Source organism: Chryseobacterium sp. L12 (genome assembly GCF_056133985.1).
The window spans coordinates 84,263-109,311 of sequence record NZ_JBVYOF010000013.1; the positions used below are offsets into that span (position 1 = coordinate 84,263).

23 protein-coding genes are annotated in these 25,049 nt (G+C 35.2%); 7 read left to right on the forward strand and 16 right to left on the reverse strand.

Translation table 11 applies throughout. From position 1 onward, the window contains the following. Window positions 1-16 precede the first annotated feature (16 nt). Both AC0NBN_RS08370 and AC0NBN_RS08375 read right to left on the reverse strand, forming a co-directional pair. Window positions 17-640 carry a thioredoxin family protein gene (locus AC0NBN_RS08370; RefSeq protein WP_160812203.1) on the reverse strand — a complete coding sequence of 208 codons (624 nt, stop codon included), beginning with the start codon at window positions 638-640 and terminating at the stop codon, window positions 17-19. Between the two features lie 272 nt (window positions 641-912). Next, a complete protein-coding gene (locus AC0NBN_RS08375; protein ID WP_160812202.1) occupies window positions 913-1,416 on the reverse strand; it encodes a hypothetical protein in 504 nt (167 codons plus the stop codon). Between the two features lie 643 nt (window positions 1,417-2,059). Between AC0NBN_RS08375 and AC0NBN_RS08380 the strand changes: the two genes are divergently transcribed. After that, window positions 2,060-3,688: an AraC family transcriptional regulator gene (locus AC0NBN_RS08380; RefSeq protein ID WP_160812201.1), complete on the forward strand. Its 1,629-nt coding sequence runs from the start codon at window positions 2,060-2,062 to the stop codon at window positions 3,686-3,688. Between the two features lie 196 nt (window positions 3,689-3,884). Here the strand turns inward: AC0NBN_RS08380 and purE are convergent, their stop codons facing one another. After that, window positions 3,885-4,388, reverse strand: coding sequence for a 5-(carboxyamino)imidazole ribonucleotide mutase (gene purE / locus AC0NBN_RS08385; RefSeq protein ID WP_160812200.1), 504 nt, complete (start codon window positions 4,386-4,388; stop codon window positions 3,885-3,887). A gap of 176 nt (window positions 4,389-4,564) precedes the next feature. Here purE and AC0NBN_RS08390 point away from each other — a divergent pair, with 176 nt between their 5' ends. Together AC0NBN_RS08390 and AC0NBN_RS08395 are read left to right on the forward strand one after the other, a co-directional pair. Next, on the forward strand, window positions 4,565-5,470 hold the full coding sequence (locus tag AC0NBN_RS08390) for an EamA family transporter (protein WP_160812199.1): 906 nt from the start codon (window positions 4,565-4,567) through the stop codon (window positions 5,468-5,470). Between the two features lie 21 nt (window positions 5,471-5,491). Continuing rightward, window positions 5,492-5,851, forward strand: a complete 360-nt coding sequence (locus AC0NBN_RS08395) for a hypothetical protein (RefSeq protein WP_160812198.1) — start codon at window positions 5,492-5,494, stop codon at window positions 5,849-5,851. A 45-nt stretch (window positions 5,852-5,896) separates the two neighbouring features. Here AC0NBN_RS08395 and AC0NBN_RS08400 read toward each other — a convergent pair whose 3' ends face one another. Further along, window positions 5,897-7,006 (reverse strand): 5-(carboxyamino)imidazole ribonucleotide synthase, encoded by a 1,110-nt coding sequence (locus tag AC0NBN_RS08400; RefSeq protein ID WP_143885355.1) that lies wholly within the window; start codon window positions 7,004-7,006, stop codon window positions 5,897-5,899. A gap of 44 nt (window positions 7,007-7,050) precedes the next feature. Beyond that, window positions 7,051-7,611, reverse strand: a complete 561-nt coding sequence (locus tag AC0NBN_RS08405; protein WP_143885356.1) for a DUF1543 domain-containing protein — start codon at window positions 7,609-7,611, stop codon at window positions 7,051-7,053. Between the two features lie 74 nt (window positions 7,612-7,685). Here AC0NBN_RS08405 and AC0NBN_RS08410 point away from each other — a divergent pair, with 74 nt between their 5' ends. Together AC0NBN_RS08410 and AC0NBN_RS08415 are read left to right on the forward strand one after the other, a co-directional pair. Then, entirely contained in the window at window positions 7,686-8,516 is an 831-nt protein-coding gene (locus AC0NBN_RS08410) for a sulfite exporter TauE/SafE family protein (RefSeq protein ID WP_130915219.1), read from the forward strand. Next, the gene (locus tag AC0NBN_RS08415) at window positions 8,513-8,896 is read left to right on the forward strand and encodes a DUF1634 domain-containing protein (RefSeq protein WP_160812197.1); all 384 of its coding nucleotides are present in this window, start codon (window positions 8,513-8,515) and stop codon (window positions 8,894-8,896) included. The genes AC0NBN_RS08410 and AC0NBN_RS08415 overlap by 4 nt, the downstream gene beginning before the upstream one ends. Window positions 8,897-8,969: 73 nt before the next feature. On the opposite strand, the gene gloA2 is transcribed toward AC0NBN_RS08415, so the two are convergent. Then, a complete protein-coding gene (gloA2, locus tag AC0NBN_RS08420) occupies window positions 8,970-9,347 on the reverse strand; it encodes an SMU1112c/YaeR family gloxylase I-like metalloprotein (protein ID WP_160812196.1) in 378 nt (125 codons plus the stop codon). Beyond that, a complete protein-coding gene (locus tag AC0NBN_RS08425; RefSeq protein ID WP_160812195.1) occupies window positions 9,344-9,796 on the reverse strand; it encodes a nuclear transport factor 2 family protein in 453 nt (150 codons plus the stop codon). Before AC0NBN_RS08425 ends, gloA2 begins: the two co-directional genes overlap by 4 nt. A 174-nt stretch (window positions 9,797-9,970) precedes the next feature. On the opposite strand from AC0NBN_RS08425, the gene AC0NBN_RS08430 reads away from it, so the two are divergent. Next, window positions 9,971-11,056, forward strand: coding sequence for an endonuclease/exonuclease/phosphatase family protein (locus tag AC0NBN_RS08430; protein WP_160812194.1), 1,086 nt, complete (start codon window positions 9,971-9,973; stop codon window positions 11,054-11,056). A 27-nt stretch (window positions 11,057-11,083) separates the two neighbouring features. Here AC0NBN_RS08430 and rluF read toward each other — a convergent pair whose 3' ends face one another. The 5 genes from rluF to AC0NBN_RS08455 form a co-directional block, all read right to left on the reverse strand. Continuing rightward, window positions 11,084-11,806, reverse strand: a complete 723-nt coding sequence (rluF, locus tag AC0NBN_RS08435; protein WP_160812193.1) for a 23S rRNA pseudouridine(2604) synthase RluF — start codon at window positions 11,804-11,806, stop codon at window positions 11,084-11,086. Window positions 11,807-11,851: 45 nt separating this feature from the next. Beyond that, the gene (truB, locus tag AC0NBN_RS08440) at window positions 11,852-12,550 is read right to left on the reverse strand and encodes a tRNA pseudouridine(55) synthase TruB (RefSeq protein WP_143885362.1); all 699 of its coding nucleotides are present in this window, start codon (window positions 12,548-12,550) and stop codon (window positions 11,852-11,854) included. Window positions 12,551-12,727: 177 nt separating this feature from the next. Further along, window positions 12,728-13,546, reverse strand: a complete 819-nt coding sequence (locus AC0NBN_RS08445; protein WP_160812192.1) for an undecaprenyl-diphosphate phosphatase — start codon at window positions 13,544-13,546, stop codon at window positions 12,728-12,730. Between the two features lie 94 nt (window positions 13,547-13,640). Further along, on the reverse strand, window positions 13,641-13,937 hold the full coding sequence (locus AC0NBN_RS08450; RefSeq protein ID WP_143885364.1) for a DUF3098 domain-containing protein: 297 nt from the start codon (window positions 13,935-13,937) through the stop codon (window positions 13,641-13,643). 3 nt (window positions 13,938-13,940) lie between these two features. Continuing rightward, the gene (locus tag AC0NBN_RS08455) at window positions 13,941-14,837 is read right to left on the reverse strand and encodes a permease-like cell division protein FtsX (RefSeq protein ID WP_160812191.1); all 897 of its coding nucleotides are present in this window, start codon (window positions 14,835-14,837) and stop codon (window positions 13,941-13,943) included. 91 nt (window positions 14,838-14,928) lie between these two features. Here AC0NBN_RS08455 and rsmA point away from each other — a divergent pair, with 91 nt between their 5' ends. Beyond that, on the forward strand, window positions 14,929-15,699 hold the full coding sequence (gene rsmA, locus AC0NBN_RS08460) for a 16S rRNA (adenine(1518)-N(6)/adenine(1519)-N(6))-dimethyltransferase RsmA (RefSeq protein WP_160812190.1): 771 nt from the start codon (window positions 14,929-14,931) through the stop codon (window positions 15,697-15,699). A gap of 57 nt (window positions 15,700-15,756) precedes the next feature. On the opposite strand, the gene AC0NBN_RS08465 is transcribed toward rsmA, so the two are convergent. The 4 genes from AC0NBN_RS08465 to AC0NBN_RS08480 all read right to left on the reverse strand — a co-directional run bounded on the left by AC0NBN_RS08465 (window position 15,757) and on the right by AC0NBN_RS08480 (window position 25,039). Further along, window positions 15,757-18,012 carry a choice-of-anchor L domain-containing protein gene (locus AC0NBN_RS08465; RefSeq protein WP_228430147.1) on the reverse strand — a complete coding sequence of 752 codons (2,256 nt, stop codon included), beginning with the start codon at window positions 18,010-18,012 and terminating at the stop codon, window positions 15,757-15,759. Between the two features lie 214 nt (window positions 18,013-18,226). Continuing rightward, window positions 18,227-21,832 (reverse strand): choice-of-anchor L domain-containing protein, encoded by a 3,606-nt coding sequence (locus tag AC0NBN_RS08470; RefSeq protein ID WP_160812188.1) that lies wholly within the window; start codon window positions 21,830-21,832, stop codon window positions 18,227-18,229. Between the two features lie 156 nt (window positions 21,833-21,988). Beyond that, a complete protein-coding gene (locus tag AC0NBN_RS08475; RefSeq protein WP_160812187.1) occupies window positions 21,989-24,349 on the reverse strand; it encodes a choice-of-anchor L domain-containing protein in 2,361 nt (786 codons plus the stop codon). A 159-nt stretch (window positions 24,350-24,508) separates the two neighbouring features. Beyond that, a complete protein-coding gene (locus AC0NBN_RS08480) occupies window positions 24,509-25,039 on the reverse strand; it encodes a DUF1003 domain-containing protein (RefSeq protein ID WP_143885370.1) in 531 nt (176 codons plus the stop codon). Window positions 25,040-25,049: the final 10 nt, after the last annotated feature.

Genomic DNA, 25,049 nt, shown 5'->3' on the forward strand with positions numbered 1-25,049 from the left:
TTACTAAAAAATTAAATTATTTACAAACTGTTTCATCACTTTCTTTACTGATATTGTTATTCTGTTTAATATTTTTCACATAATTATTCCAGTCCTGCGTTTTGTACTTTTCATATAAAAAGTAATCTGAAATAATTTTGAAATCTGTTGAGTTTTTATATCCTTTTACATCCTGAAGTACATGAGAATCTTTATCGAAGAATACAAAGCTTGGAAGCCCAAAAACATTATTCATCATTGCCAAAGCCAATTCGTTGTGTGCCATTTTTTCATCGGTTGCTGCAATCCATTGATAAGATTTGTTTTTGAATATGAAGGTTCTTTTATCTTCAAAATTTAATTTTACAGGATAAAAATCTCCACTGTTTAGTTTTTTGATGATTGCAGTATCTTGCAGAGTTGAGTCTTTAAAATCTTTACAGTGGCTGCACCAGTCTGCATATATCCAGACAAAGAATGGTTTAGGATTTTTTTCCTGAAGTGCCTGAATTTCCATCCAATCATACCAACGTATCTGGCTATCATTTAATGGCTTTGTAACGCTCAATATTTCAGCGTTTTTTTTGCCATTACTTTTTTTACCTTGTGCGTTAGCATTGAAAAAATGTACACCTATAAATAGTAATATCCAGTATCTCATTTCTTTATAAAATTAGTTTCATCAAGTTAAAACCTTCTGTTGAGAAGCTTTGAGTGTATTCTGTCTACCCAAATAACCGGGGAATATCTGTTTTTAGCTCGCCAAGCTTGATCTAAAGCAAGATACAAGAAGCTATCGGGCGGGATAACTTACCCAAAAAGCAAGACGAACCGATTTAATGCCTCTTTTATATAGTATATGGGTAACCACTTTTCGGTTTTTGGTAGATAGGGGTACCCTATATAGTACCCCTGACTACTTATTATCAATATTTAATTATCAGAATCATCAGACTCAGAAGCTGCTTCTTTCTTGGGAACAGATGCCGAAGCAAATCTGGCTTTTAAACTATCATAAACTGCATCTGAACCTGCAATACCCGCACTGGCTGCAGCACCAAAAAGTTTGTAACCTACCAGTGCAGATACATAAGCTTCGCTTCCTGCAAGAATCTGAGTATCTTCTATTTTTTCTAAAAGCTGACGTACTAAGCTGGATATCTCATCCAGTTGAGTAAAGAGCTGTAAATCTGTTTGCATATCGGCTACCTTCAGATAGCCTGGTAACATCTCTGTATTGTTCGTAATGGCATTAATGGCATCTTCTGCAAATGCCTTATTGGCAACATTGATTTTTGGAAGTGCTATTCTTTCTTCTACTGTTAACCCCAAAAGAAAGGGCATATTAGAATATATGATTTGGATTGCTGTTTTTACTTCATCAACCTGCTGTGAGGTTAAAGTAGTGTTAAGTCTGTTATTGGTAAGATTCGACATTTTGATTTTTTTATAAATAAGATGCTATAGCGTTAAACTGTATCGAATATTTTCTTTTAAAAAGCTAATCTTCATTATGTTTTTTTTTAAATAATGAAGATTTAGCATCCTAAATTAAATAATGTTAATAAAAGAATTTATATTATAGAATTGTGTTTAATCTGTTAATTTGAACAATAAAAACTATAGTGTTCTCACACACTTTTTAATTATTCATATGTTCTTTTTACAGCATTTGTAATTTTATTTATCATTAAAATTTAGACCTAACTAAAAATTATCATATTCATTTAAAAAAAATAATTTAAATCAATTAATCATAACTAAGTCATGTTTTATTGCACAAATATATAATTTGCCTATGCCATAAAATAGAGGTTGTAGAGAATAATTCCGTATTTAGGTATGCTATATTTACTTAAAAAAACAACAATAAAAAAATCACATTTTACAATTAAGCACAACTGATAGTCAACACCTTAAATCACTTTTGTTTAATATCTAATTAACGAATTTTACACTAGTATTATGTAATATTTCATCAAGTTTCAGAATGTGCGAAATGAAGAATGATAAATAACGATTAATAATTACTTTTACAAAACTGAAAACAGATTTTTAACGATGATAAAATTTTAAATATATGAAAGTAAATTCTACACGCTTCCCTATAAAAAAATGTCTTGAAATTATTTTATTAACGGCTCTCTTTTTTATGCTTTTTTCATTTAATAAAGTCCCAACGATTGATGATATTGACAGAAGAATAAAAAGTTCAGAGCACAGAAGAACTCTTTCCATTGATAAATCTATCAAAATAGCTTTGGAGTGTTATAAAGATTCTAAAAAAATTAAATACAATAAAGGGATAATAAGAAGTGGAAGCTGTCTGATAATTTCCTACATAGGAAAATTTGATTACGATAACGCAATTAAACTTGCAAATGAAATAGAATCTTATGTTCTAGAATATGGAAATGATCAAGATGTCTATCTATTCCATAGATCCAAAGGACAGTGTCTTGTAGATATAGGTTTGCCAAAAGAAGGGTATAATGAGTATCTGAAAGCAAATAACGCTATTGAAAAATTCCCAGAAAGTGATGAAAAGTATTATAAAAAATCTACAATGTATCTTTACATTGCTAATTATCATACCAATAGCGTTACAGCCAATGAAGACTCTGTCATTCATTACACTAAAAAAGCATTGCAGGAGGCAGAAAAAATATCAGATAAAAGTAGATTATCAAAAACTGGAATAAAAAATGATTGGCTTATAAGCTTAAATTTTAATTTAGGTCAATCTTACTTAACCTCTAAACCTTCTGACATAAATTCATCAAGAGTTTATTATGAAAAAGCCAGAAATCTATATGAAACTTCTAAAACCAAATTATTACCTGGAAATGAAATACAAATTCTTTCATATTTATGCTTATTCTATTATAATGATAAAAACTACAAAGAATCCATACGTTTCGGATTAAAATCGTTAGAAATACAAAAGAAAAAAAATGATCCTTTTTCTAGGCGAATTGCTTTTGAACACATTGCAAAATCATATTCAGAGCTAGGAAAACAAGAAGAATACGAAAAATATATAAATAAATATATTGCTTTAAATGATAGTATAGAAATCTCTGAAAGAAATAAAAAAACTGTGTCGCTTGAAAAAGTTCTTAAAAAGAAAGAGGATGATAATGCCAAAAAACATAATTTGGTGCTTTACGTTAGCGGAGCAACAATACTTATTATTGCTTTATGTTTTTTATTCCTCTGGAAACACAGAAACAAAAAAATTCATTCAAATTACTTAGCAATTATAGAAAGTATTAAAAATGAAAAAGAGATTAAGAGTTTAGACACTGAATTGGCTTCTGACGAAAAAGTAAATACATTCAATATTCCTGAAGAAACCTATCATAAAATAATAAAAAAAATGGATAGATTTGAAAAAAATCTTGGATTTCTTAAAAATGACATCACACTAAGTTATCTTTCCAGTCAGTTCAAGACCAACCCAAAATCTCTTTCAGCTGTCATAAAATCAAGCACTAATAAAAATTTCAACAATTACATTAATGATTTAAGAATCAATTATATTATCCACAAGCTATATGAAAATAAGCAATACAGGGAGTTTAAAATTAATTATCTGGCAGAAGAAAGCGGTTTTTCTTCGCCTAAAGTTTTTGTAACTGCTTTCAAAAAATTAACGGGCGTAACTCCTTCTTATTATATTACGAATTTAAAGAAAAATATGAGCTAAACCTTTCTACATTTTAAATGCGGTGTTTTTTTCTTGTGTATTAACTTCAAAAATTTTGAATATTCGTTATTTATCACACTATGGATTAACCAGCCGCAAGAAAGATTTCACCAAAAACACAATACTTATAAGTTTATGAATAAATATTGTGTTCGTTGTGGTAAAAAATAATCTTAATTATAAAAATAGTCCGAAGTTAAAGATCATACAAATTCGGATGTTTCGTTTTAATGTCATCCACAGTTCCTAAAACCTTATCTTTCAAAGAATCCTGGTAAACCCGAAGTTTTTCGGCTACATTTTCATCTCCGCTTCCTAAAATTTTAGCGGCTAAAATACCGGCATTCAAAGCTCCGTTTAAAGCGACTGTTGCTACCGGAATTCCACCAGGCATTTGTAAAATAGATAAAACAGAGTCCCATCCATCAATAGAATTGCTGGATAAAATAGGAACCCCAATTACAGGCAAAGTAGTACAACTTGCCACCATTCCCGGAAGATGCGCCGCACCGCCTGCTCCTGCGATGATTGCTTTAAGACCTCTTTCTTTGGCTGATTTCGCATAATCAAACATTCTTTCAGGAGTTCTGTGTGCAGAAACTACGGTCAGTTCGTACGGAATGTCTAAAGATTTCAGAAAATTTGCTGCCTGTTCCATTACCGGTAAGTCGCTCTGACTTCCCATGATGATTCCTATCATTTTTTTAAATTTATTAGATGTTCAAAGATAAGAAAATGGACTGATTTATAAATTACCCTAAATTTTAACTAAAATTAGGCAATATTAACATACAGGTAACCAATACAAAACTGCCAATCATATTTTATTCATTTTAAAATAAATACCTTTGCAGCTTCACTTTGATTCGCTTTACTTTGAAAAATTACAAACTCACTTTAGCGATTTTCACCGTTGCCATTGTCTGGGGAACTACTTTTTTGGGCATCAGAGTGGCGGTGGAAACGATCCCGGCATGGTTTGTTGCAGGAATAAGACAGTTTTTGGCAGGAATTATCATGCTTATCATTTTACTGTATCAGAAAAAACTAGAATGGATCGGGTGGAAAAACTTTGGCTATCAAATCATTTTTTCAACATTAATGCTGATCGTAGCCAACGGTATGACTACGGTAGCTGAAGAAGAAGTTACCAGCAGCCTCACATCTTTGATAAGTGCCTGTTCGCCAATTGTTGTCTTCCTCGGCAGTGTCGCTTTCGGATTGCAAAAATTCAGCATTCGGGCTTTAATAGGAGTTGCATTAAGTTTTTTTGGAATTCTGTTTATCTTTTGGGACGGAATTTCAGATATGGCAAATCCTGCCTACAGAATGGGAATTTTTTATCTTATTATTGCCATCGGAGGATGGGCTTCCGGAACCATTTTTACCAAAAAACTTAATATTCAGAGCAAAAATATTACACTAAATCTGTTTTACCAGTTCATATTTGCAGGAATTATACAGCTCTGCTTTGCTTTCTCGCTAACAGATGATTATCAGTTTGACCAATGGAGTGCAAAAAGTATTTCGGCTATGATTTATCTGGCGATATTTGGATCAGTAGCTGCTTTTTTTGCATTTCACTATGCATTAACGAGAGTTTCTGCAGTACAGGTTTCTATTTTAGCATATGTGAATACTATTATTTCCATATTTTTGAGCTGGCTTCTTTTAGGTGAACAAATTTCAGCTAAATTTATTATTGCCGCATTTTTTATTATTTTGGGAGTTTTTGTGATCAATTATAATCGTGAAATGTTTAAAAAGAAAAAAATTGAATAGCTTTATAAAAACTCAATTGCAATGAAAAAAACATTGATTTTCACCCTTTCCGTTATAGTTTTAATTATCATTTCCTTGACTATTTACTGGAATCTTCCGATAGAAATCACCAGAAAATCTGATATTGAAAATGGAAATATCATTATTCAGAATATAGAAAACTATAAAAAAACCAGCAGTAAACTCCCTGAAATAAACGACTGGCAGACTTTAGAAAAAATAGGATTACAGAAAGATGAGACCGGAAGACCAATTTACAGGAAAGACAACATGGGAAATTACGAACTCTATTATCCCAATGGCTTCGAAGGTCCTTATCTGATTTATATTTCGCAGGAAAAAAAATGGTCGGTAGATTATCCTAAAATAGTTGATAAATAAAAAAGACTGTTCAAAAAACAGTCTCTATCAATATATTATAATTCTCTAAGCAATGACTCTTACCATTGCTTTTACTTTAATCAATTTTTCCATCAGTTCTTCTCTGGAATCTGCCAAAACATTAATGTGTCCCATTTTTCGTCCCGGTTTGGTTTCTGTTTTTCCATACAGATGAACGTAGGTTTTGGGTAATTGCAACACTTCTTCCATTCCTTCATAAATTACTTTTCCGGAATATCCTTCTGCTCCTACAAGATTAAGCATTCCGCTGAATGTAAGAGTATCGGTATCTGCTAAAGGTAAATTTTTCACAACACGATACATCTGCTCAAACTGTGAATTGGCATTTCCTTCCTGACTTTGATGTCCCGAATTATGAAGCCTCGGAGCAGTTTCATTTACCCAGACTTTTCCTTCTTTATCCAAAAACAATTCAATGGCAAAAAGTCCCGGAGAATTGACTGCATTAAGAAATTTCTCAGTTATAGAATTAATCTGATTCTCAACATCTTTACTCAACAATACCGGACAAATATTAAAATCAAGCAAATTTAATTTCGGATCTGCCACCATTTCCGTTACCGGGAAAGTCTGGGTTTCTCCGTTTTCGTTTCTGGCAACAATTACCGAAAGTTCTTTATCAATATCCACCAGTTTTTCAAGAACGGAATCCTGAGTCCAAAGGTTTTTCATATCTTCATTGGTACGGATTACCTGAACTCCTTTTCCGTCATAACCGCCTGTATTCATTTTCTGTACGAAAGGGAGCGGCATTTTTATCTCGTCAGAACTTCCATCCATCACTTCAAATTCAGGGCTTGGAATATTATGCTCCTGATAGAATTTTTTCTGAAGTATTTTCTGTTGAATTGTTTTAATAATTTTGGAATTGGGAACTACTTTTATTCCTTGATTCTCAAGTTCAGCCAAAGCATCAGCGTTAACATGTTCTATCTCGATGGTAACTACATCTTTATCTTTTCCAAATTCAAGAACAGTTTCGTAATCATTGAAGTTTCCTTGAGTAAAATATGAAATATTATGACAAGGCGCATCATAAGCCGGATCTAATGTATAAAATTCATCGTCGTATTTCAACGCTTCCTGAATCAGCATTCGTCCCAGCTGACCGCCTCCTAAGATTCCTATTTTCATTTTTATTATGATTTATTATTAAGTTTATTTAATGATCAAAGAAACTATACTTTGTCAATTTTAAAATATCCGATCTTTGTTATATTCTCCTGGTTTTCTGCCTCAGGTTTTGTCAAAACAATTGAATATTTTTCTTTCATTTTTTGAGGAAGAATATCGTTTACTTTAAAGATATCATCAATATCAACTCCGTGTTTGTCGTCAATATGACTTACTGCACCTTCAAAGCCCATCGTTTTATAGAACTGGGTCTTTTTTGCTTTTTTTACAATTTCAGCCATAGAATTTCCTACCATTAAATGCTGCTCGTGAAACTCCTGAAAAAAGCCTGCTTTATAACCACCCAGATTGATAAAATACAGTTGGTTTTCTGACACCTGATCAGTCTTTTCAATAATATTAATCTCAAATCCATCCGCAAACCGCACTTCCTGATAACCGTCGATATGAATATTCCCTTTCGCTTCCTTCCAGAATTCTTTCATGTCCGGAACAAGTTCTCTAAGGCTTTCTGCAATGCCAAAAAAAACATCGTGCTGCTCAATATTTCTGCCTTGGGGAGTTGCTCCCAAAATCACGTAGAAGAGTTTTAATGAAGTATTCATGGTGCAAAAATACGGCAAAAAATAAACTTTGAAGTTTGTTTGTCTGAAAACCTCAATAGTTTTATATTTGTAACATGTCGGAGATTATCATACTTTTTCTTGGCGCTATTTCAGCAGGTCTTTTAGGTTCACTTACAGGTTTAGGAGGCGGGGTTATCATCATCCCTTTATTGACACTGGGTTTCGGAGTTCCGATGCATTATGCAATTGGCGCATCTCTTATTTCGGTAATCGGAACCTCTTCCGGAGCTGCGGTGGCTTTTGTAAAAGAAGGATTTACCAATATGCGGATCGGAATGTTTCTGGAAATAGCCACTACAGCAGGAGCTATCGTAGGAGCTTTGGTTTCCGGAATGCTGAATCCCAATACCATCGGAATTATTTTTGCCAGCATTCTTTTGCTGACCGTGATATTGAATCTAAAAGGAAAGCCGGATCATCAGGAACCTTTAATCAAAGGAAGTCTTGAAGACCGACTTAAATTATACGGAACTTTTCCCGATAAAGGAGTTATAAAAAGCTATGCTGCAAGAAATACAATTCCCGGTTTTTTTATGATGATGTTTGCAGGAGCTATGTCCGGACTTCTAGGAATCGGTTCCGGGGCGTTGAAGGTTTTGGCAATGGACAATATGATGAGACTTCCTTTCAAAGTTTCTACGACAACAAGTAATTTTATGATCGGAGTAACTGCGGTTGCAAGCTCACTGATCTATTTTCAACGAGGCGAAATCATCCCTGTCATTGTAGCTCCGGTTTTGGTGGGTGTAGTGGTAGGAAGTTTTATAGGATCTAAAACATTAATGGTTTCCAAAACAAAAAAACTGAAAACATTTTTCGCTATAGTAATTACGATTCTATCGGTATATATGATGTATAACGGGATCAGAAGCAATTTCTCATGAGAAAAGATTTTACAGATATAGACCTCAACCGTTCCGTAGGAAATCTTCTTCGTTTAGGAGTTATTTTGTCGGTTACCACTTCTTTGATCGGTTTTGTAAAGCTTTTTATGGAAGGCTTTAAGATGCCGAGAAAGTACACCATGCTTGAAATGGGAAATTCTTCAGAAAAAGTCTGGAGCCATTTTTGGGAAACCTTGATGAAAGGTGAGGGAATGGCAATTATTCAGCTTGGAATTCTGATGCTGATCTTTACCCCGTTAATGAGGATTATTTTTGCCCTGATTGGATATTTGAAAGAAAAAGATTATGTATATGTTGTAATTTCCATGATTGTTTTGGCAATTATGGCAATTAGTTTTTTTGCAGGATACGCAAGTTAGAATTTGATTTTGAAGTTTTAATATTCGATATTAAATAATCTTAGATTGATCTCTGAGCGCTGTATGTTCAGGTCTATGATTCATAAAATTCCAGTGGCAATTCATCAGGGTCCTGCGTAAAGAAAAATTCTTTTCCGGTGAATTCATCAATACGAATTTCATCGCATTTTAAGCCTTTACCAATCAATTCTTCCCTTTTATTGTGAATGTTTTCTACAGAAAATGCCAAATGTCTCAATCCGCAGGCTTCCGGTCTTGAAGGTCGATCTGGAGGATTAGGAAATGAAAAAAGTTCGATGACATATTCCTCTCCTATTCCCAAATCTAATTTATAAGACTGTCTCTCTTTGCGGTAAACTTCCTGAAGAATATTTAGGCCCAAAGTTTCAGTATAAAACCTTTTAGAAACTTCGTAATCTGAGCAGATAACAGCGATATGATGGATTTTCATTTTAAAATTTCTTTGCAGTTCTCTTTTCTTCTGGTATCAATCAAATAATGGATTTTCCATGTTCCGTTTTGTTTTATCAACTGAAAGCTGTTGGCTCCGCAATGTGAAAAATTGCCTTTAAAGTAAAACGAATATGGCGTGAAAACACTTGCCAAATCACCATCAATGCTGATATTTTTAAAAACTATTCTTTCGTCCAGATCATTTTTAGAAAATTTAGAAAATGAAGAAAGAAATTCTCTCACATCATCTGTTTTTACATTCCCATCTTTGGTAATTGTCTGCAGTATCGCTTGATCTGTAAACAAAGCTTTTACTGTTTCAGCATCTGTATTTTTCATTCCTGTAAACAACGAATTGATGACTTCCTTCACAGAATGCTCATCAGAAGTCTGTCCAAAGCAGAAACTGCTTATCAGAATAAATATATATAGCATTTTTTTTCTCATATCAAGGATATTTTTTAGGTTACTATTCAAAATAAAGCAATTTTTTGAAATAATCATTAAAAGTCTAAAATTAAAAAAATTTGAGAACAGTTTTTGTTTTAATGAATAAAGTTTAAATCTGATTATTATAAAATCAGCCAAAAATAGCTTAAATTTATCTCTTTATTAAATTACATGCCGACTGTTTATTATATTCTTGTTATACTGTTGTTTCTTTTTTCTGCATTTCCCAGAATCCCAAGTCAGCATTGGGTTTTCAGAGTTCCTGATTTTGGGAAAATTCAGGTAACCATTATTACATTTTTGGTTTTTCTGATGGGCTTTGCGATCAAAAGTTCAATCTCATATTTTTGGTATTTTCAGGGGTTTCTTCTGTTGCTTATTGTATATCACGGTCTGATTCTCGTCAAATACACACCACTTTACCGGGTAAGAAAACATGAGCGTGGAAAAAATTCATCTAAAAAAGTTCATTTTATATCTGCCAATATTTATCAGTTCAATACAGATTATCAAAGATTTATTGATCTTATCAACAACTGTAAACCTGAGATGTTTTTAACAATGGAAAGTAACAGCGATTGGGAAAACGCTTTACGGGTTTTGGAAAAAGATTATCCATATCACCATAAAGTAACGCTGGAAAACACCTACGGAATGCATTTTTATTCCAGAATTAAAATTGAAGAATCTACAACCCACTTTTTCGTTGCAGATGACATTCCGAGCATTGAAGCACACTTGAAAACTGATGACGGTTTTAGATTCGTATTTTTCGGAATTCATCCGCCACCACCGAGTCCCACTGAGGAAGAAACATCTAAGGAAAGAGACGGCGATCTTTTATGTACCGCAAAAAGAGTTATAGAAATTAACAAGCCAGTAATTGTTGTAGGAGATTTTAATAATGTAGCGTGGTCTAAATCTTCCATTTTATTCAGAAAAACGAGCGAACTGATTGATCCCAGAATTGGTCGTGCTTTTGTATCAACATTTCATGCAAAATATAAATTATTCAGATTTCCCATTGATCTGATGTTTCACAGCGAAGATATTTTTATTGAAGAACTAAAAACCTTAGAAAATTTTGGTTCAGATCATCTTCCGGTTTATTGTGAATTCTTTATTGATTATAAAAACACTGAACAGAAAGAAAAGGTTGAAACAGCCGATCCTGAAGAAAAAAAGGAAGCAGAAGAAATGATTGAAGAAGGAAAAAAAGAAGACGGGGAACGTGAAGCAGTTGTGAAAGAAGATTGATGAACAATCGTCGTATTCGTTTTTAGTTTAATTAAAAGTTTTGCTGGAATCCTGTAAAAGATGATTAAGCGTATTCATTTCCTCATCTGAAAGATCTCTCCATTTTCCAACAGGTAAATCTAATTTGATATTCATAATTCTGATACGCTTCAGTTTTTTTACTTCAAATCCCAGATATTCACACATTCTTCTGATCTGACGGTTTAAGCCCTGTGTCAATACAATACGGAAGGTCATATCATCAATTTTTTCTACTTCACACTTTTTGGTAACAGTGTCTAAAATAGGAACTCCGTTCCTCATTTTCTCCAGAAATTTAGGATTGATGGGCTTATCAACTCTTACAAGATATTCTTTTTCGTGATTATTTCTTGCCCGAAGGATTTTATTAACGATATCTCCATCCGAAGTAAGAAGAATAAGACCTTCACTTGGTTTATCTAACCTTCCGATCGGGAAAATTCTTTTCGGATGATTGATATAATCTACAATATTGTTTTTTTCTCTTTTGGTGTCTGTAGTACAAACTATTCCCACAGGTTTGTTGAATGCAATATACACATGCTTTTCCTGAGGTTCACGGATAGGTTTCCCGTCAACTTCTACAAGATCTTCGTCTGAAATTTTTGTTCCGAGTTCAGGAATTTTACCATTAATCTTTATTCTGCCTTCTTCTAAAAGTTTATCCGCAGCTCTTCTTGAGCAATAACCTACTTCTGAAAGATATTTGTTGATACGTGTTTTTTCCATTAGAAAAATTGTTTCGTAGAATAATTATTTAAAACTTATCAAAATTTATTCATGACTAAATCTGTAATCATTACTTAAAAACTGATCTGTGGCATCCTCAACGGTATAATCCCCGATTTTTGTCCTTCTCAATTGAGTAAGGTAAGCTCCAACATCCAGTTTCTGACCAATATCGTGGGCTAAACTTCTGATATAAGTACCTTTTGAACAGCCTACCGTAAAACTCACCAGAGGAAAATTGATTTCAACATCTTTTATATAATGAATGGTTGTTTTCCTGGATTTCATCTCTACTTCCTCTCCTGCTCTTGCCAGATTATACGCTCTTGCGCCATCAATTCTAATGGCAGAAAAAATGGGTGGCTTTTGGTCTATTTCACCCAAAAACTGATCTAAAACACTTTTTACATTATCTTCTGTAATATTTGAAATATCCTGATGAAGAATTTCAGGTTTTTCGGTGTCGTAAGATTCAGTCTGTACACCGATTTTAATTTCTGTCCAGTATTCTTTAGGTGCGTCCTGAATTTCAGGAATTTTTTTGGTGAATTTACCTGTGCATACAATGAGAAGGCCCGTTGCTCTCGGATCTAAAGTCCCTGCATGACCTATTTTGAATTTTTTCGGCAGATTAAATTCTCTTTTGAGCTTATATTTCATTTTATTGACCGCCTGAAAAGAAGTCCAATCTAAAGGCTTGTCTAATAAAAATATGTGTCCTGACTGTAATTCTTCGGCTGTCATTTCTATGTTAATATCTTTAGATCTGTACTATTATTGAAGTTCATATATTGATAAGCACTACTTTGCAGCCCGGCTTGAACGGAGCTCTTTTTGCCGAAGAGAAACGAAGGCAAAAAAGCGGGAGTGGAAGACGGAAATTGCTGCCCAAATCATTATTAATAATTTATTCCGGAAGTATTATTTGAACCAGTAAAAATAAATCAGCAAAGCAATTCCTACAAAAATACGATACCATCCCCAAGGTTTGAAACCGTATTTGTTTAAAACTCCGATGAACGCTTTGATGGCAATTAATGCCACCACAAATGCTACGATATTACCTACAATAAAGATGGTGATGTGTTCCTGAGATTCTAAAATCATTTCGTAACCTTTCATCGGGTTTCCTGTTTCTTTGCCCCAGGTTTTCACAAAAACCGAATAAACTGTTACCGCTAACATGGTAGGAACTGCCAGAAAGAAAGAAAATTCGGCGGCTGCTTTTCTTGATAATCCCTGCGTCATTCCACCAATAATAGAAGCTGCACTTCTGCTGGTTCCCGGCATCATTGCAAGGCATTGCCAAAAGCCAATTGTCACTGCTTTTTTAATAGAAATTCCTTTTTCGTCATGAACAACTGGATTTTTGAACCATTGATCTGCAAATAACAGGATCACCCCTCCTAATACCAAAACTGTAGAAATTGCAATCTGGTTGCCAAGAACAGACTCTATCATATCATCAAAAATATATCCCAAAACCAAAGCCGGAATTACGGCAAAGCCAAGTTTGTAATAAAACTGCAGATTTTTCAGATCAAAAAACTTTTTCCAATAAGCTACTACCACAGACAGAATGGCACCAAACTGTATAGAAACCTGAAACATTTTGAGAAACTCATCTTCTTTCAGCCCCAATAAGCTGGCTGTAAATCCCATGTGAGCAGTAGATGAAATTGGTAAATATTCTGTAAGTCCTTCTATGATGGCAATAATGATTGCTTTTACTAAATCCATTTTTGGTGATTAAATTAAAAGATTAAGAAATTTAGGTATTAAGACACTTGCCTTAAATTCTGAACTTCTTAATCTCTATAAAAAAATTATATTTCTATTTTCTTTTCAAAATCGCGTAGACTTCTATTCCAAATCCTATGACGATAAGCAGCGGTGCTATTCTTATTCTTCTGATGGAAAAAATATCATCATTCCAGACATCAGGATTGAACTTACCGTCCACAGTATTGGCATCTGGTCCCATCATCAGCAGAAAACCGGCTACAATACATGCAATGCCGATCAGCATCCACTTGAAATTATCTTTTCCGAAATAAAAGTTATTTTCCTTCGGTGCTTCCGTCTCGCTTCCAAAGTCTGTAGCAGAGAATTTATTTGTTTTTTTGCTCATTTTTTATGAATAATATAAGTCATCAACATTAGATCTCAAAAACCTCCATGTTGCAATGATTGTACTTAAAACCGTAATGAATATTCCTACTCCAAATACTCCCGAAACGAGCCAGATATACTGATTGGTATCCTGTACAAAAGGCGTCTTGATGGTTGTAGTAAAGTAATACCAGATTCCTGACAGTGCCATTAATCCAATCACAGCTCCCAATAATCCTAAAATAATAGCTTCTTTAATGAATGGTGTTAAAATAAACCTGCGTTTAGCTCCTACAAGCTGCATTGTTTTGATAATAAATCTTTTTGAGAAAACTTTAAGACGGATAGAATTATTAATCAGAACAATTGCCAATACTAAAAACAGTACGCAAAAAGCTAAAATCCACTTTAAAATTTTATTAAGCTTATCATAAATCTGTTGTGAATCTGAATCGTTTTTTACATCGGTGATTCCCGGAACCGCCTTTATCTGCTGGAGAACACCTGTAATTTTAATAGAATCATTATATTCCGGTTTCAGTGCAATTTCTACGGAAGCAGGGTAAATATCGTCTTCAAACAATGCTTCTGTATCAATTCCCAGACTTTTTTTGGCTTCAGCGGTTGCCATTGCTTTTGAAATATACTTGGTACGCTTTACAGATTCCATTTTCTGAATTTGCTGTACTGCATCAGCTTCCAGCTTAGCTATTTTAGCAGAATCTTTAATATCATAGTTTTCATCAAAGTATGCGTTTACTACAAGCTGTTCTTTAAGGTAATCCGAATATTTCTGTGCATTGATCAGAATAAGTCCCATTAATCCCAGTAAAAACAATACCAGAGCAATACTTACTACTACGGTAATATTGCTGGATCTAAGCCTTCTCTTATTAAAGTCATCTACCGATTTAGCCATTAATATTAAAATTTTTGGCTAAATTAGAAAAAAACTTCCGAAATTTGGGACGAATTAAAGAAAATCATTGTTAACGAAATCATAAAAAACTTTGAGTGTAAAAGCAAAAAAACATCTCGGTCAACACTTTTTGACTGACGAAAATATCGCAAGGAAAATTGTTGAGGGACTGAGTTTTGATAATTACAGCAACATCCTTGAAGTGGGTCCGGGAATGGGAGTTCTTACCAAATATCTCATTGAAAAAGAACAGCACCTTTATCTTGCAGAGATTGATCATGAATCTATTGAATATCTTAAAAACAATTATTCAAAAATCACCGAAAAAAGTTTTGTAGGTGACTTTCTGAAGTATGATTTTTTGGATTCTCCTCAGGAACAAACTGCAATTATCGGCAACTTTCCATACAATATTTCTTCTCAGATTTTATTCAAAATTATAGATCATTATGAGCTGATTCCCGAAATGGTAGGGATGTTTCAGAAAGAAGTGGCTGAAAGAACGGCAGCGGTGCCGCGAACGAAAGATTATGGCATTCTGTCAGTTTTGATTCAGGCTTATTATGATGTGAAATATCTTTTTACAGTACATGAAAATGTATTCAATCCTCCTCCTAAAGTAAAGTCGGGGGTGATTAAACTGACAAGAAATCCCAAAGAAGGACTTACCGGAAACGAAATTCTTTTTAAACAAATTGTAAAAGCAGGTTTTAACCAAAGAAGAAAAAAACTTTCCAATGCCCTGAAAATTCTTACTATTCCTGATGCTTTAAAAACTCATGAATTTTTAGATAAAAGAGCTGAAGAACTTAGTGTTTCAGACTTTATTTTGTTTACAAGACTCTGGAAAGACAACATCTAAAAACAAAAAAATGCCTCTCAGATTTGAAAGGCATTTTTTGTTTGTTAAAATTTATTTTTATTCTCTGTTTTTCAGCATAATCCATCCTGACCTGTTCATTTGAGTTTTAGACTTGCTGTACTCAAAGTTGAATTTATACCAGTAGGTTGCAGTAGGTAATTTTTTACCTCCAACAGTTCCGTTCCAGATTGGCGTTTCTTTTGTAAATCTGAAAACCTCAACTCCATATCTGTCATAAATAGAACCATTGAAATTTTTGAAGCCCGTTAAAGACGTTAAATCTAAAACATCATTCACACCATCCTGATTAGGGGTAATGATATTGTTGATCTGTAAAGTGAAGAATTCAATACTTCCGGCACAGCTTGTGCCTTTGGAACGAACTCTTACTGTGTAGTTTGTATTATCTAAAAGACCCGTAAAGACATTAGAATCCTGCCACAAAACTCCATCTAAAGAATATTCCAGATTTACAGAAATATTGTTTATGGTAGGGTTTGCTGCAGTTACAGTAAGGATATTGTTTTCGTAATTCAGGCTGGTAATATAAGGAGATGCTGCTCCGTGAACTTTAACAGTAAATTCGTTTTCGCAGATTCCATTTTTTATAATAACTTTATAGATACCTAATTCTGTAACCGTAATCGTCTGTGTAGTGGCACCCGTGCTCCATAAATAAGAATAATTATCTCCCGCACCCGCGTCTAAGACTAAACTGTCGCCAATACACATCTCAACATCCTGCAAAGTAGTGCTTACTGCAGGAATTACTTCTACCGTAAATCTGGCAGGCTGTAATGATTTACAACCTTTTGTTCCGATTGCATAAACTTCAAATGTAGTGGTCTGATAAACAGGAACGGTTTGTGTATTTCCGCTTCCAGTAAAATTTACCCATTCATAAGTAACACCGCCTGATGCTGTAAGCGTAACTGTTTCTCCTGCACAAACCCTTATTCTGTCTGGCAATAATCCTGCAACAGGGGTAACTTCACGGTGTAGCGTAAGTTCAACCAAAACACTACAGAATCCTCCATCGGAAATAACGACATATAAAATCTGTCCGTCAGCTCCGTTATAGTTGGCTACATTAGTAATAAAAGCATTATTTTTTACCTGAGCATCAGCTAAATTCTCGTAAAAATGAAACGTAGCATTGGGCGTCGGACTCATGAGCGGTTTTGCTCCGTTCAAATCAAAGGTGGTAATATCCGGTGTACTACAAAGCAGGTACGTTGCATTCTGCCCGAGAGGTGTAGTTCCTCCGTTAATCGTAATAGATGCTTTTCCTGGACACGGATTCCCCGGAACACTTACTTCAACAGTATATACTCCCGGTTCTATTGCTGTAATCGTATTGGTAGTAGCTCCAGGAATAGGAGTCGTTCCGTAGAACCACTGAAAAGTCATAATAGGGTCATTAACAGAAGCCGTTAAGACAGTAGGAACTTTATCACATACATTAATTTCATTAGGTAAAGTTGCCCCTGTATTATCTAATAATTCTACCCCGATATTAAATGAGCCGCCCTCTAAAAATACTGCTGTATCATAAGAGGAATCCGCACCAAAAGGTCCGAAATCAGCAACAACCATTTTAAAATGATAAGCCTGTCCCGGTACTACCGTTGCAGTTGCAGTAAGCGGAATCGTTCTTCCGTAAAAATTAGTTTCAATATTGGCTGTGTTAAAACCTCCAAAATAAGCTGGGTTTGCTGCTCCGCAAGATCCCGGAATTTCAGGACGAATATTTGTTACACTCACCGGACCTGCTCCACCCGGAAGAACAGCCATGTTAACATACGGTCCTCCGGCTACCGGTCTCAATAATAATGCAAAAGCATCTGCATAACTACACGGAAAAGAACCTGTGTACTCTTCAGATGCCAGTAAATAATTAAATTTAATCTGAGAAGTTGTAGGTACAAAATCAAATTCAAGTACAGCAGCATTCGTAAGAGTACCAGAAACTCCTATTGCTGCGGCAAGATCAGGATCGCTTCCCCCTGTATTATTATCACTTAATGTTCCGGTTGCGCCTGTATTTCCTGCATTTCTAGCAAAGCCTGTGGATAGGATGATCCCGTCTTTGAAAGGAAAGTTGGTAGTTCCTCTGTGAAAATAGCCCCAAGATCGGTTATTGTTGGTAACAGGTAAATTAGGAGTTACTGTTACATTAGAAACATTGGGAACTAAACATGTATTTGTCCCTGATGATATTAATACATCTTTCACAAGCTGCAACGGAGAAAAATCTGTTTCCGGATAGCCTGGTGCATTTACATCAATAAAAGCCCCTGCTTTTTTTGACATTGCAGAGAGCGTTTTTTTCTGCGGTTTTCTAGACTCAGGAGTTTGAGAATAGTAATGGTTCGTTGTTATTAGCAATAATGAAAAAATTAGTAAAATTCTCCTCATAATAATATTGTTTCATCAAATTTAATTATTTTTTGATAAAACATCATTAATAACTGTATTTTTTATAAAAAAAAAGAGTTATTCATAGTGAACAACTCTTTTATTATAATTAATTTCTGTTTTTTAACAAAATCCATCCTGATTTTAGCTCAAGCTTTTTGCTTGCAGGATTTTCCCATTGTACCCGATACCAATAGGTAGCTGTTGGAAGATTTATTCCTTTCAGAGAACCATTCCATCTTGTGTTTGATTTATCCGCTTTAAATAATTCTGCTCCATATCTGTCAAAAATAGATGCTGCAAAGTTTTTGTATCCACTTATTCCGCTGAAATCAATATAATCATTTATTCCGTCGCTATTCGGAGTAATTGCATTGCTGATAACAAACGTGAAAAACTCTATTGAAGTACTACATTGCGCCCCCTGAACCCTTACCTGAATATTATAACTGATATTCTTCATTACATTATAAAAAATATTAGACTGCTGCCATGTAACTCCTCCGTCAATTGAGTATTCTAAAATTCCACCGGTAGGATTTGTTGTAGTAAGCGTCAATACCCCATCATTATATACGATATTGCTGAATTGAGGTAAGTCCGGATTAATAATCTGTGCCGTAAAAAGTCTGGAACAGGTTCCGTTGCTGATGGTTACAGAATATGAACCAGGCACATTGGTTGTAATAGTCTGAGTAGTCTGTCCTGTACTCCATACATAAGTATATCCTGGTCCTGGTCCTGCATCTAAAGTTCCTGCGTCACCCTGACAAACGTATACATCTTTTAATGTTGAGACAATTGCCGGAACAACTTCAATAGTTATTGTTGCCGGAGTATTGGAAACACAGCCATTCCCTCCCAAAGCAAAAACCTGATACGTTGTAGTTACTGTTGGTGAAACAATCTGTGTGTTACCGGTTCCCGTAAGTCCTACCCAATTATAAGTAAAGCCACCGCTTGCCGTTAATGTAACAGATTCACCTGCACATATTTTTGATTTGGATGCTGCAACAATTGCAGTAGGAGGTCCTACGATCACTGTAACAGAAGCGGGATTTGCAGATACACATCCATTAGCACCGATTGCTGTAACTGTATAAGTTGTAGTTGTTGCAGGTGATACAACCTGAGTATTCCCTGTTCCTGTTAAATTTGACCAAATGTAAGAAACTCCACCAGTCGCAGTGAGTGTCACTGATTCGCCCGGACAGATTTGCGGAACAGATGCACCAACATTTGCAACCGGAAGGGTTTTATTTTCAGTCACAGTAACTGATGCAGTAAATGTACAATTTAATCCAGAAGGTGCTGTAACATTAGACACCGTTAATGTATAAGTACCTCCCGCATTCACTACGGGATTAAGAGAATTTCCACCGGAAACTATATTTCCGCCTGTAGTAGTCCACTGAATTGTAGATCCTGTTGGTATAGTAGATCCAGATGCATTGAGTGTAACCTGAGGAAGAGTACATGTAATGGTTTGCGGAGCTGCAATAGATAAATTGGTAGGCGCTGTCGTTAATAGCTGTAAAGTTACAACATAACTGCAACCACCATTTTTTACCACTACATAGATCGTTTGATTTCCTGCACTTTGGAAATTAGTCACATTTCCGATTGTATTCGTATTACCTGCATTAGCATCTGACTGATTTATGTAATATGCAAAAGTTGCCGTTGCAGAAGTTGTGATATTACTCTGTGCTGATGTTAAGTCATAAGTAATACTTCCCTGCTGATAACATTTTAAAATTGTTGCGTTTTGTACAGTAATTGGCTGTGATACTTCAATGGTAATAGTTGCAGGTGCAGTAGAAACACAACCATTTGCTCCCACGGCCGTTACACTGTAGGTAGTAGTTGTAGCAGGTGTTACTGTTTGTATATTTCCTGTTCCAGGAAGTGTTGCCCAATTATAGGTAGCTCCTCCGGTTGCAGTAAGTGTTACAGATTCTCCCTGACAGATCAATATTTTACTCGCTGTAAGACCTGTAGTCGGCGGAGTACTGTTTCCAACCACATTTACCGTACCTGTAGCTGTACAGCTTACATTTCCAGGCTGATAAGTATTGGAAATTGTTAATGTATAAGTTCCCGCAGAATTTACTACAGGATTTAGTGTATTAGCTCCGGAAACAATATTACCTCCCCCTGCTGCAGTCCATGAAAATGTAGAACCTGCAGGAAAAACAGATCCTGAAGCATTGAGCGTAACCTGATTAGTAGTACATGTTAAAACTGCCGGATTTGCAATATTTACCGCAATTTCAGGAGCTTTAACCAGCTGAAGCTGAGCAACACGTGAACAAAATCCACTTTTCACCAAAACATAAATAGTCTGACCGCCTGCGCTTGAAAAAGTCGTTGGAGAATTGATGGTATTTGTATTTCCCAGGTTTGCATCAGCTTGATTCAGATAATATGAAAATGTTGCTCCCGGAGTTGTGCTTATAGCTGTCTGAGCAGCGGTAAGATTAAAGTTTACATTTCCTGCTGCGTAACAGCTTGTAAGTGTAGCGTTCTGAACTGTAGGAGATGTGCCTCCAATGACTGTTATAGTAGCTGTTCCGGGACACGAATTTCCAGGAATAGTAACCTCAACTTTATAAACTCCCGGTTGAGTGGCGGTATAAGAAGCATTCGTTGCTCCTGGAATTGGATTAGGACCCAAAAACCACTGATAAGTTGCTCCCGCAATCTGCGTTGAAGCAGTAAATGTTGTTGGTGTATTATCGCAGACATTGATTGAATCAGGAAGCTGCACCCCTGCAGGATCTAAAATTTTCACACCAATATCAAAAGATCCGGCTTCTAAGAAAACACCGGAGTCATAAGTGGAATCATCATAATCTGCAAGGACCATTTTAAAATGATAAGTCTGACCCGGAATTACCGTTGCTGTAGCAGTTAATGGAACTGTACGACCATTGAAGTTCGTTTCAATGGCGGCATTATTATACCCTCCAAAATATGCAGCATTTAAAGCTCCGCAGGAAAGAGGTGCACCACTAAACTGTGTTGCAGGACGAATATTTCTAACACTCACAGGACCCGCACCGCCCGGCAAAACTGCCAGATTGGTATAAGTAGGATCGCCGACTCTCTTTAATAAAAGCGCAAAACCATCAACAAACTGACACGGAAAGTTGCTGTCATACTCTTCAGAAGCAAACAAATATCTGAAACTTACCTCTGTGGAAGTAGGTACAAAGTCAAATTCTATATAAGTTGCATCTTCGAGCATATTATTAGGAATATTTAATGCTGTAGCAAGGTCTATATCTCCCTGTGTTCCTAATGCGTCACCCAACTGTGCTGCCTGAAATGTATTTCCTGCTTTTCTTGCATGCCCAGTGGTAAGAACAATTCCTTTAGCAAAAGGAAAATTGGTCGTTCCTTTATTAAAAAATCCCCAACTTCTGTTTTGACTGCTTGCCTGAAGATTGGGAGAAACAACAACATTGGAAACATTTGCTGTAGAGCAATTGGAGCCACCTGCAATTAAAACATCTGTTACAAGCTGAGTAATACTGTATGAAGACTCCACATAAGCAGGAGTATTAACATCAATAAATGCTCCTGCTTTCATTGTTTGACTGGAAGCTTTGCTTAACTGCTTAACTGAACGCTGTTGTGAAAGAAAAGCCTGATTACCAATTAGCAAAAAAACGAAAATATAGAGTATATTTTTAAATATGTTATTCAACATTTTAGCTATTTTGAACAAAAATACTATTTTTTTAATTAAAATTTAGTTGAAAATCAATTACATTATCGCAATTATAAGCTTCAATATAAATTATCTGAAATTATAATATCAAAAAAGACCGATATTCTCGGTCTTTTTAATAATCTTTTATAAATGCTATTCTATATTTTTAAGTAAAATCCAGCCTGTTTTTACTGTAAGCTGTTTACTGGCAGGATCTTCAAATGTAATCTGATACCAATAAGATGCGGTTGGCAATTTTTTTCCCTGAAAATATCCGTCCCAGAAAGGTCTTGTTTTATCAGATTTATAAACTTCTCTTCCGTAACGGTCTGAAATAACTACCTGAAATTTATTGTAATCACTTATTCCTCTGAAGTCAATTTTATCATTCACATTATCTCCGTTAGGTGTAATCACATTCTGCATCATAAAAGTAAAGTATTCAAGATAACCTACACAGCTTGTATTTTTTACTCTAACTCTTATATAAACAATCGTGTTGCTTGGAATATTATTGAATAAATTTGAATTCTGCCATGTTACCCCATTATCTGCAGAATATTCTAAAACTCCGCCGCCTAGACTTGAAGCAGTTACAATTAAAGTCCCGTTTTGATTGTAATCTACGTTTACAATTTCCGGAATTGTAGCTAATTTTACTTCTGTAGTAAATCTCTTGGTACAAACTCCGTTGGTGATATCTACAAAATACAGTCCCGGACTGTCAGCAACAAGAGTCTGACCTGTTACTCCGTTACTCCATGTATAAGAATAACCTGGTCCTGCACCTGCATCTAAAGTAATCCTGTCACCTGCACAGATGTAGCCTCCTGTTAAATTTGATTTAATTGCAGGGACTACTTCCACTGTAACTATTGCAGGCTGTAAAGATTTGCAACCCTGAGCTCCGATTGCATAAACAGTATATGTTGTCGTTTGCGTTGGAGAAACATTTCTTACAGCTCCCGTTCCGGAGAATCCTTCCCATTGATAAGTAACGCCCCCAGATGCAGTAAGTGTTGCAGATTCTCCTACACAGATGCTGAGTTTTGTACTCACAAGCTGAGCAACAGGAGTATCTTCTTTTCTTAATGTTAAAGTAACCAGCCTGCTGCAAAAACCTCCATCAGAAACAACAACATGCAGAACCTGACCATCGTTTGCATTATATAATAACAAAGCAGCTTCCGGAATAAAATTATTGTTCTGAAGCTGTGCATCTGCCTGATTGGTATAAAAACGGAATACCGCACCCGTCGCTGTACTGATTAGCGGCTTTGCATCATTCAGATTAAAACTGCTTACAGCAGGAGTAGCACAAAGCTTCAATGTTGCGTTTTGTGCAGCCGGTGAAGTACCCCCGATAATGGTAATCGTTGCTTCTACAGGACATGTAGATCCCGGAAGTGTTACCTGAACTTTATAGACTCCCGGTAATGTCGCTGTATAAGATACATTTGTTGCGCCCGGAATAGGAACATCATTTCTCAGCCATTGATATGTAGTTCCAGGAACAGCAGAGGTGAGAGCCGTTAAAACCTGTGGAGTATTATCGCAGACATTAATTGTTTCAGGCAAAGGATTTCCTGCCCCGTCTACAATACTTAGTCCTATATCAAAAGATCCTGCTTGTAGAAATACAGCAGAACCGTATATTGAATCTCTTGCATCTGCCACAACCATTTTGATATGGTATGACTGACCCGGTATCACTGTTGCTTCTGCCGTAAGTGGTGCAGTAATACCATTGTAATTGGTTGCATTAGGAGAAAGAGATCCGAAATAATTTCCATTAATGGGTCCGCAAGAAAAACTTGATGGTAAAATATTCGTTACAGAAACAGGTCCTGCTCCTCCTGGCAAAACAGCCAGATTGGTATAGGTTGAACCTGGTGTATTAGGCTTCAGCAGTAATGCAAAAGCATCATCATACTGCGTAGGCGGACATGGAAATGAACCGGTATATTCCTCAGAAGCAAAAATATAATTAAACTTCATCTGCGTACTGGAAGGAACAAAATCAAATTCTAAAATGGCTGCATTATTAATGGTGGTAGTAGCTCCAATAGCTGCAATCAGATCGGGATCACTTCCTCCACCATTCCCGTCACTCAAAACATTTGCCTCAGGATTATTCCCCGCTTTTCTGGCAAAACCTGTTGTAAGAACAATACCTTCCTGAAAGGGAAAATTAGACGTAGTTTTATTAAAATATCCCCAAAATCTGTCATTCATAGTTACAGCTTGATTAGGAGAAACTGTTACGTTTGAAATATTGGGAGCAGCACAAGTGGAACCAGAACCTACAAGCACATTGGTAACCAATTGAGTAGGAGTAAAAGCACTTTGAGGATAAGAAGCAACATTTACATCAATTAAATCGCCTGCTTTTGCAGCAGAAGGCTTTGCTTTCTTATCATTAACTGACCTTTTCTGGGCATAAGAAGTAAACCCAATAAGAAAAAGTAGAAAAAAACTTAATTTAGAGTAATTATTTAATCTATAATTTAACATTTTGGAATTGTTTGTCCAAAAATACCAATTTTTTATGACTTAAAATACTCTTATATGCTAATTATTGATAATCAGATAGTAATTTAATTAAATTTTAACTTAAAAATTTAATCTCTTTTTAATCTCTAAATAAGGAATTGATATTAGAAACAGAGATGATTAGTCTTTTTTCATCTCGTCAATTTTATTCTGAAGCTCTGTAATTTTATCTTTCAGAAATTTTATTTCGTTTTTATTACTGCTGACATTGCTTTTCAGGATTACGTTTTTTGCACGTTCATTATGGTCGTCCTCATCTTCTTCTTCATTGATCTCTTCAATATCTTCCTGAATATCCTCAATATCCTCGTTAATCTCTTCAATATCTTCACTAATTTCTTCGATGTCTTCGCTGATTTCCTCAATATCTTCCTGAATGTCTTCAATATCTTCCTGGATATCTTCAATTTTTTCATGGCTTTTATTTACCGACATCTGGATAAAAATGGCAAGATAAATAGCTTCTAAAGAAACTACTGTAGTAAGTATCAAAAGCATTTTGTCAAACTCAACTATATTGAGAATGGGAAGTAAAAATGAGATTAAAAAAAACAGAGTATGAGCAATTAAAGAAGGTATTGAGCCTATCCACCAGGTAATTCCGTTGGCTATTTTTTCTAGCAATTCTATTTTTTCGTGTGACTTTTTCATCAGTTCAGTT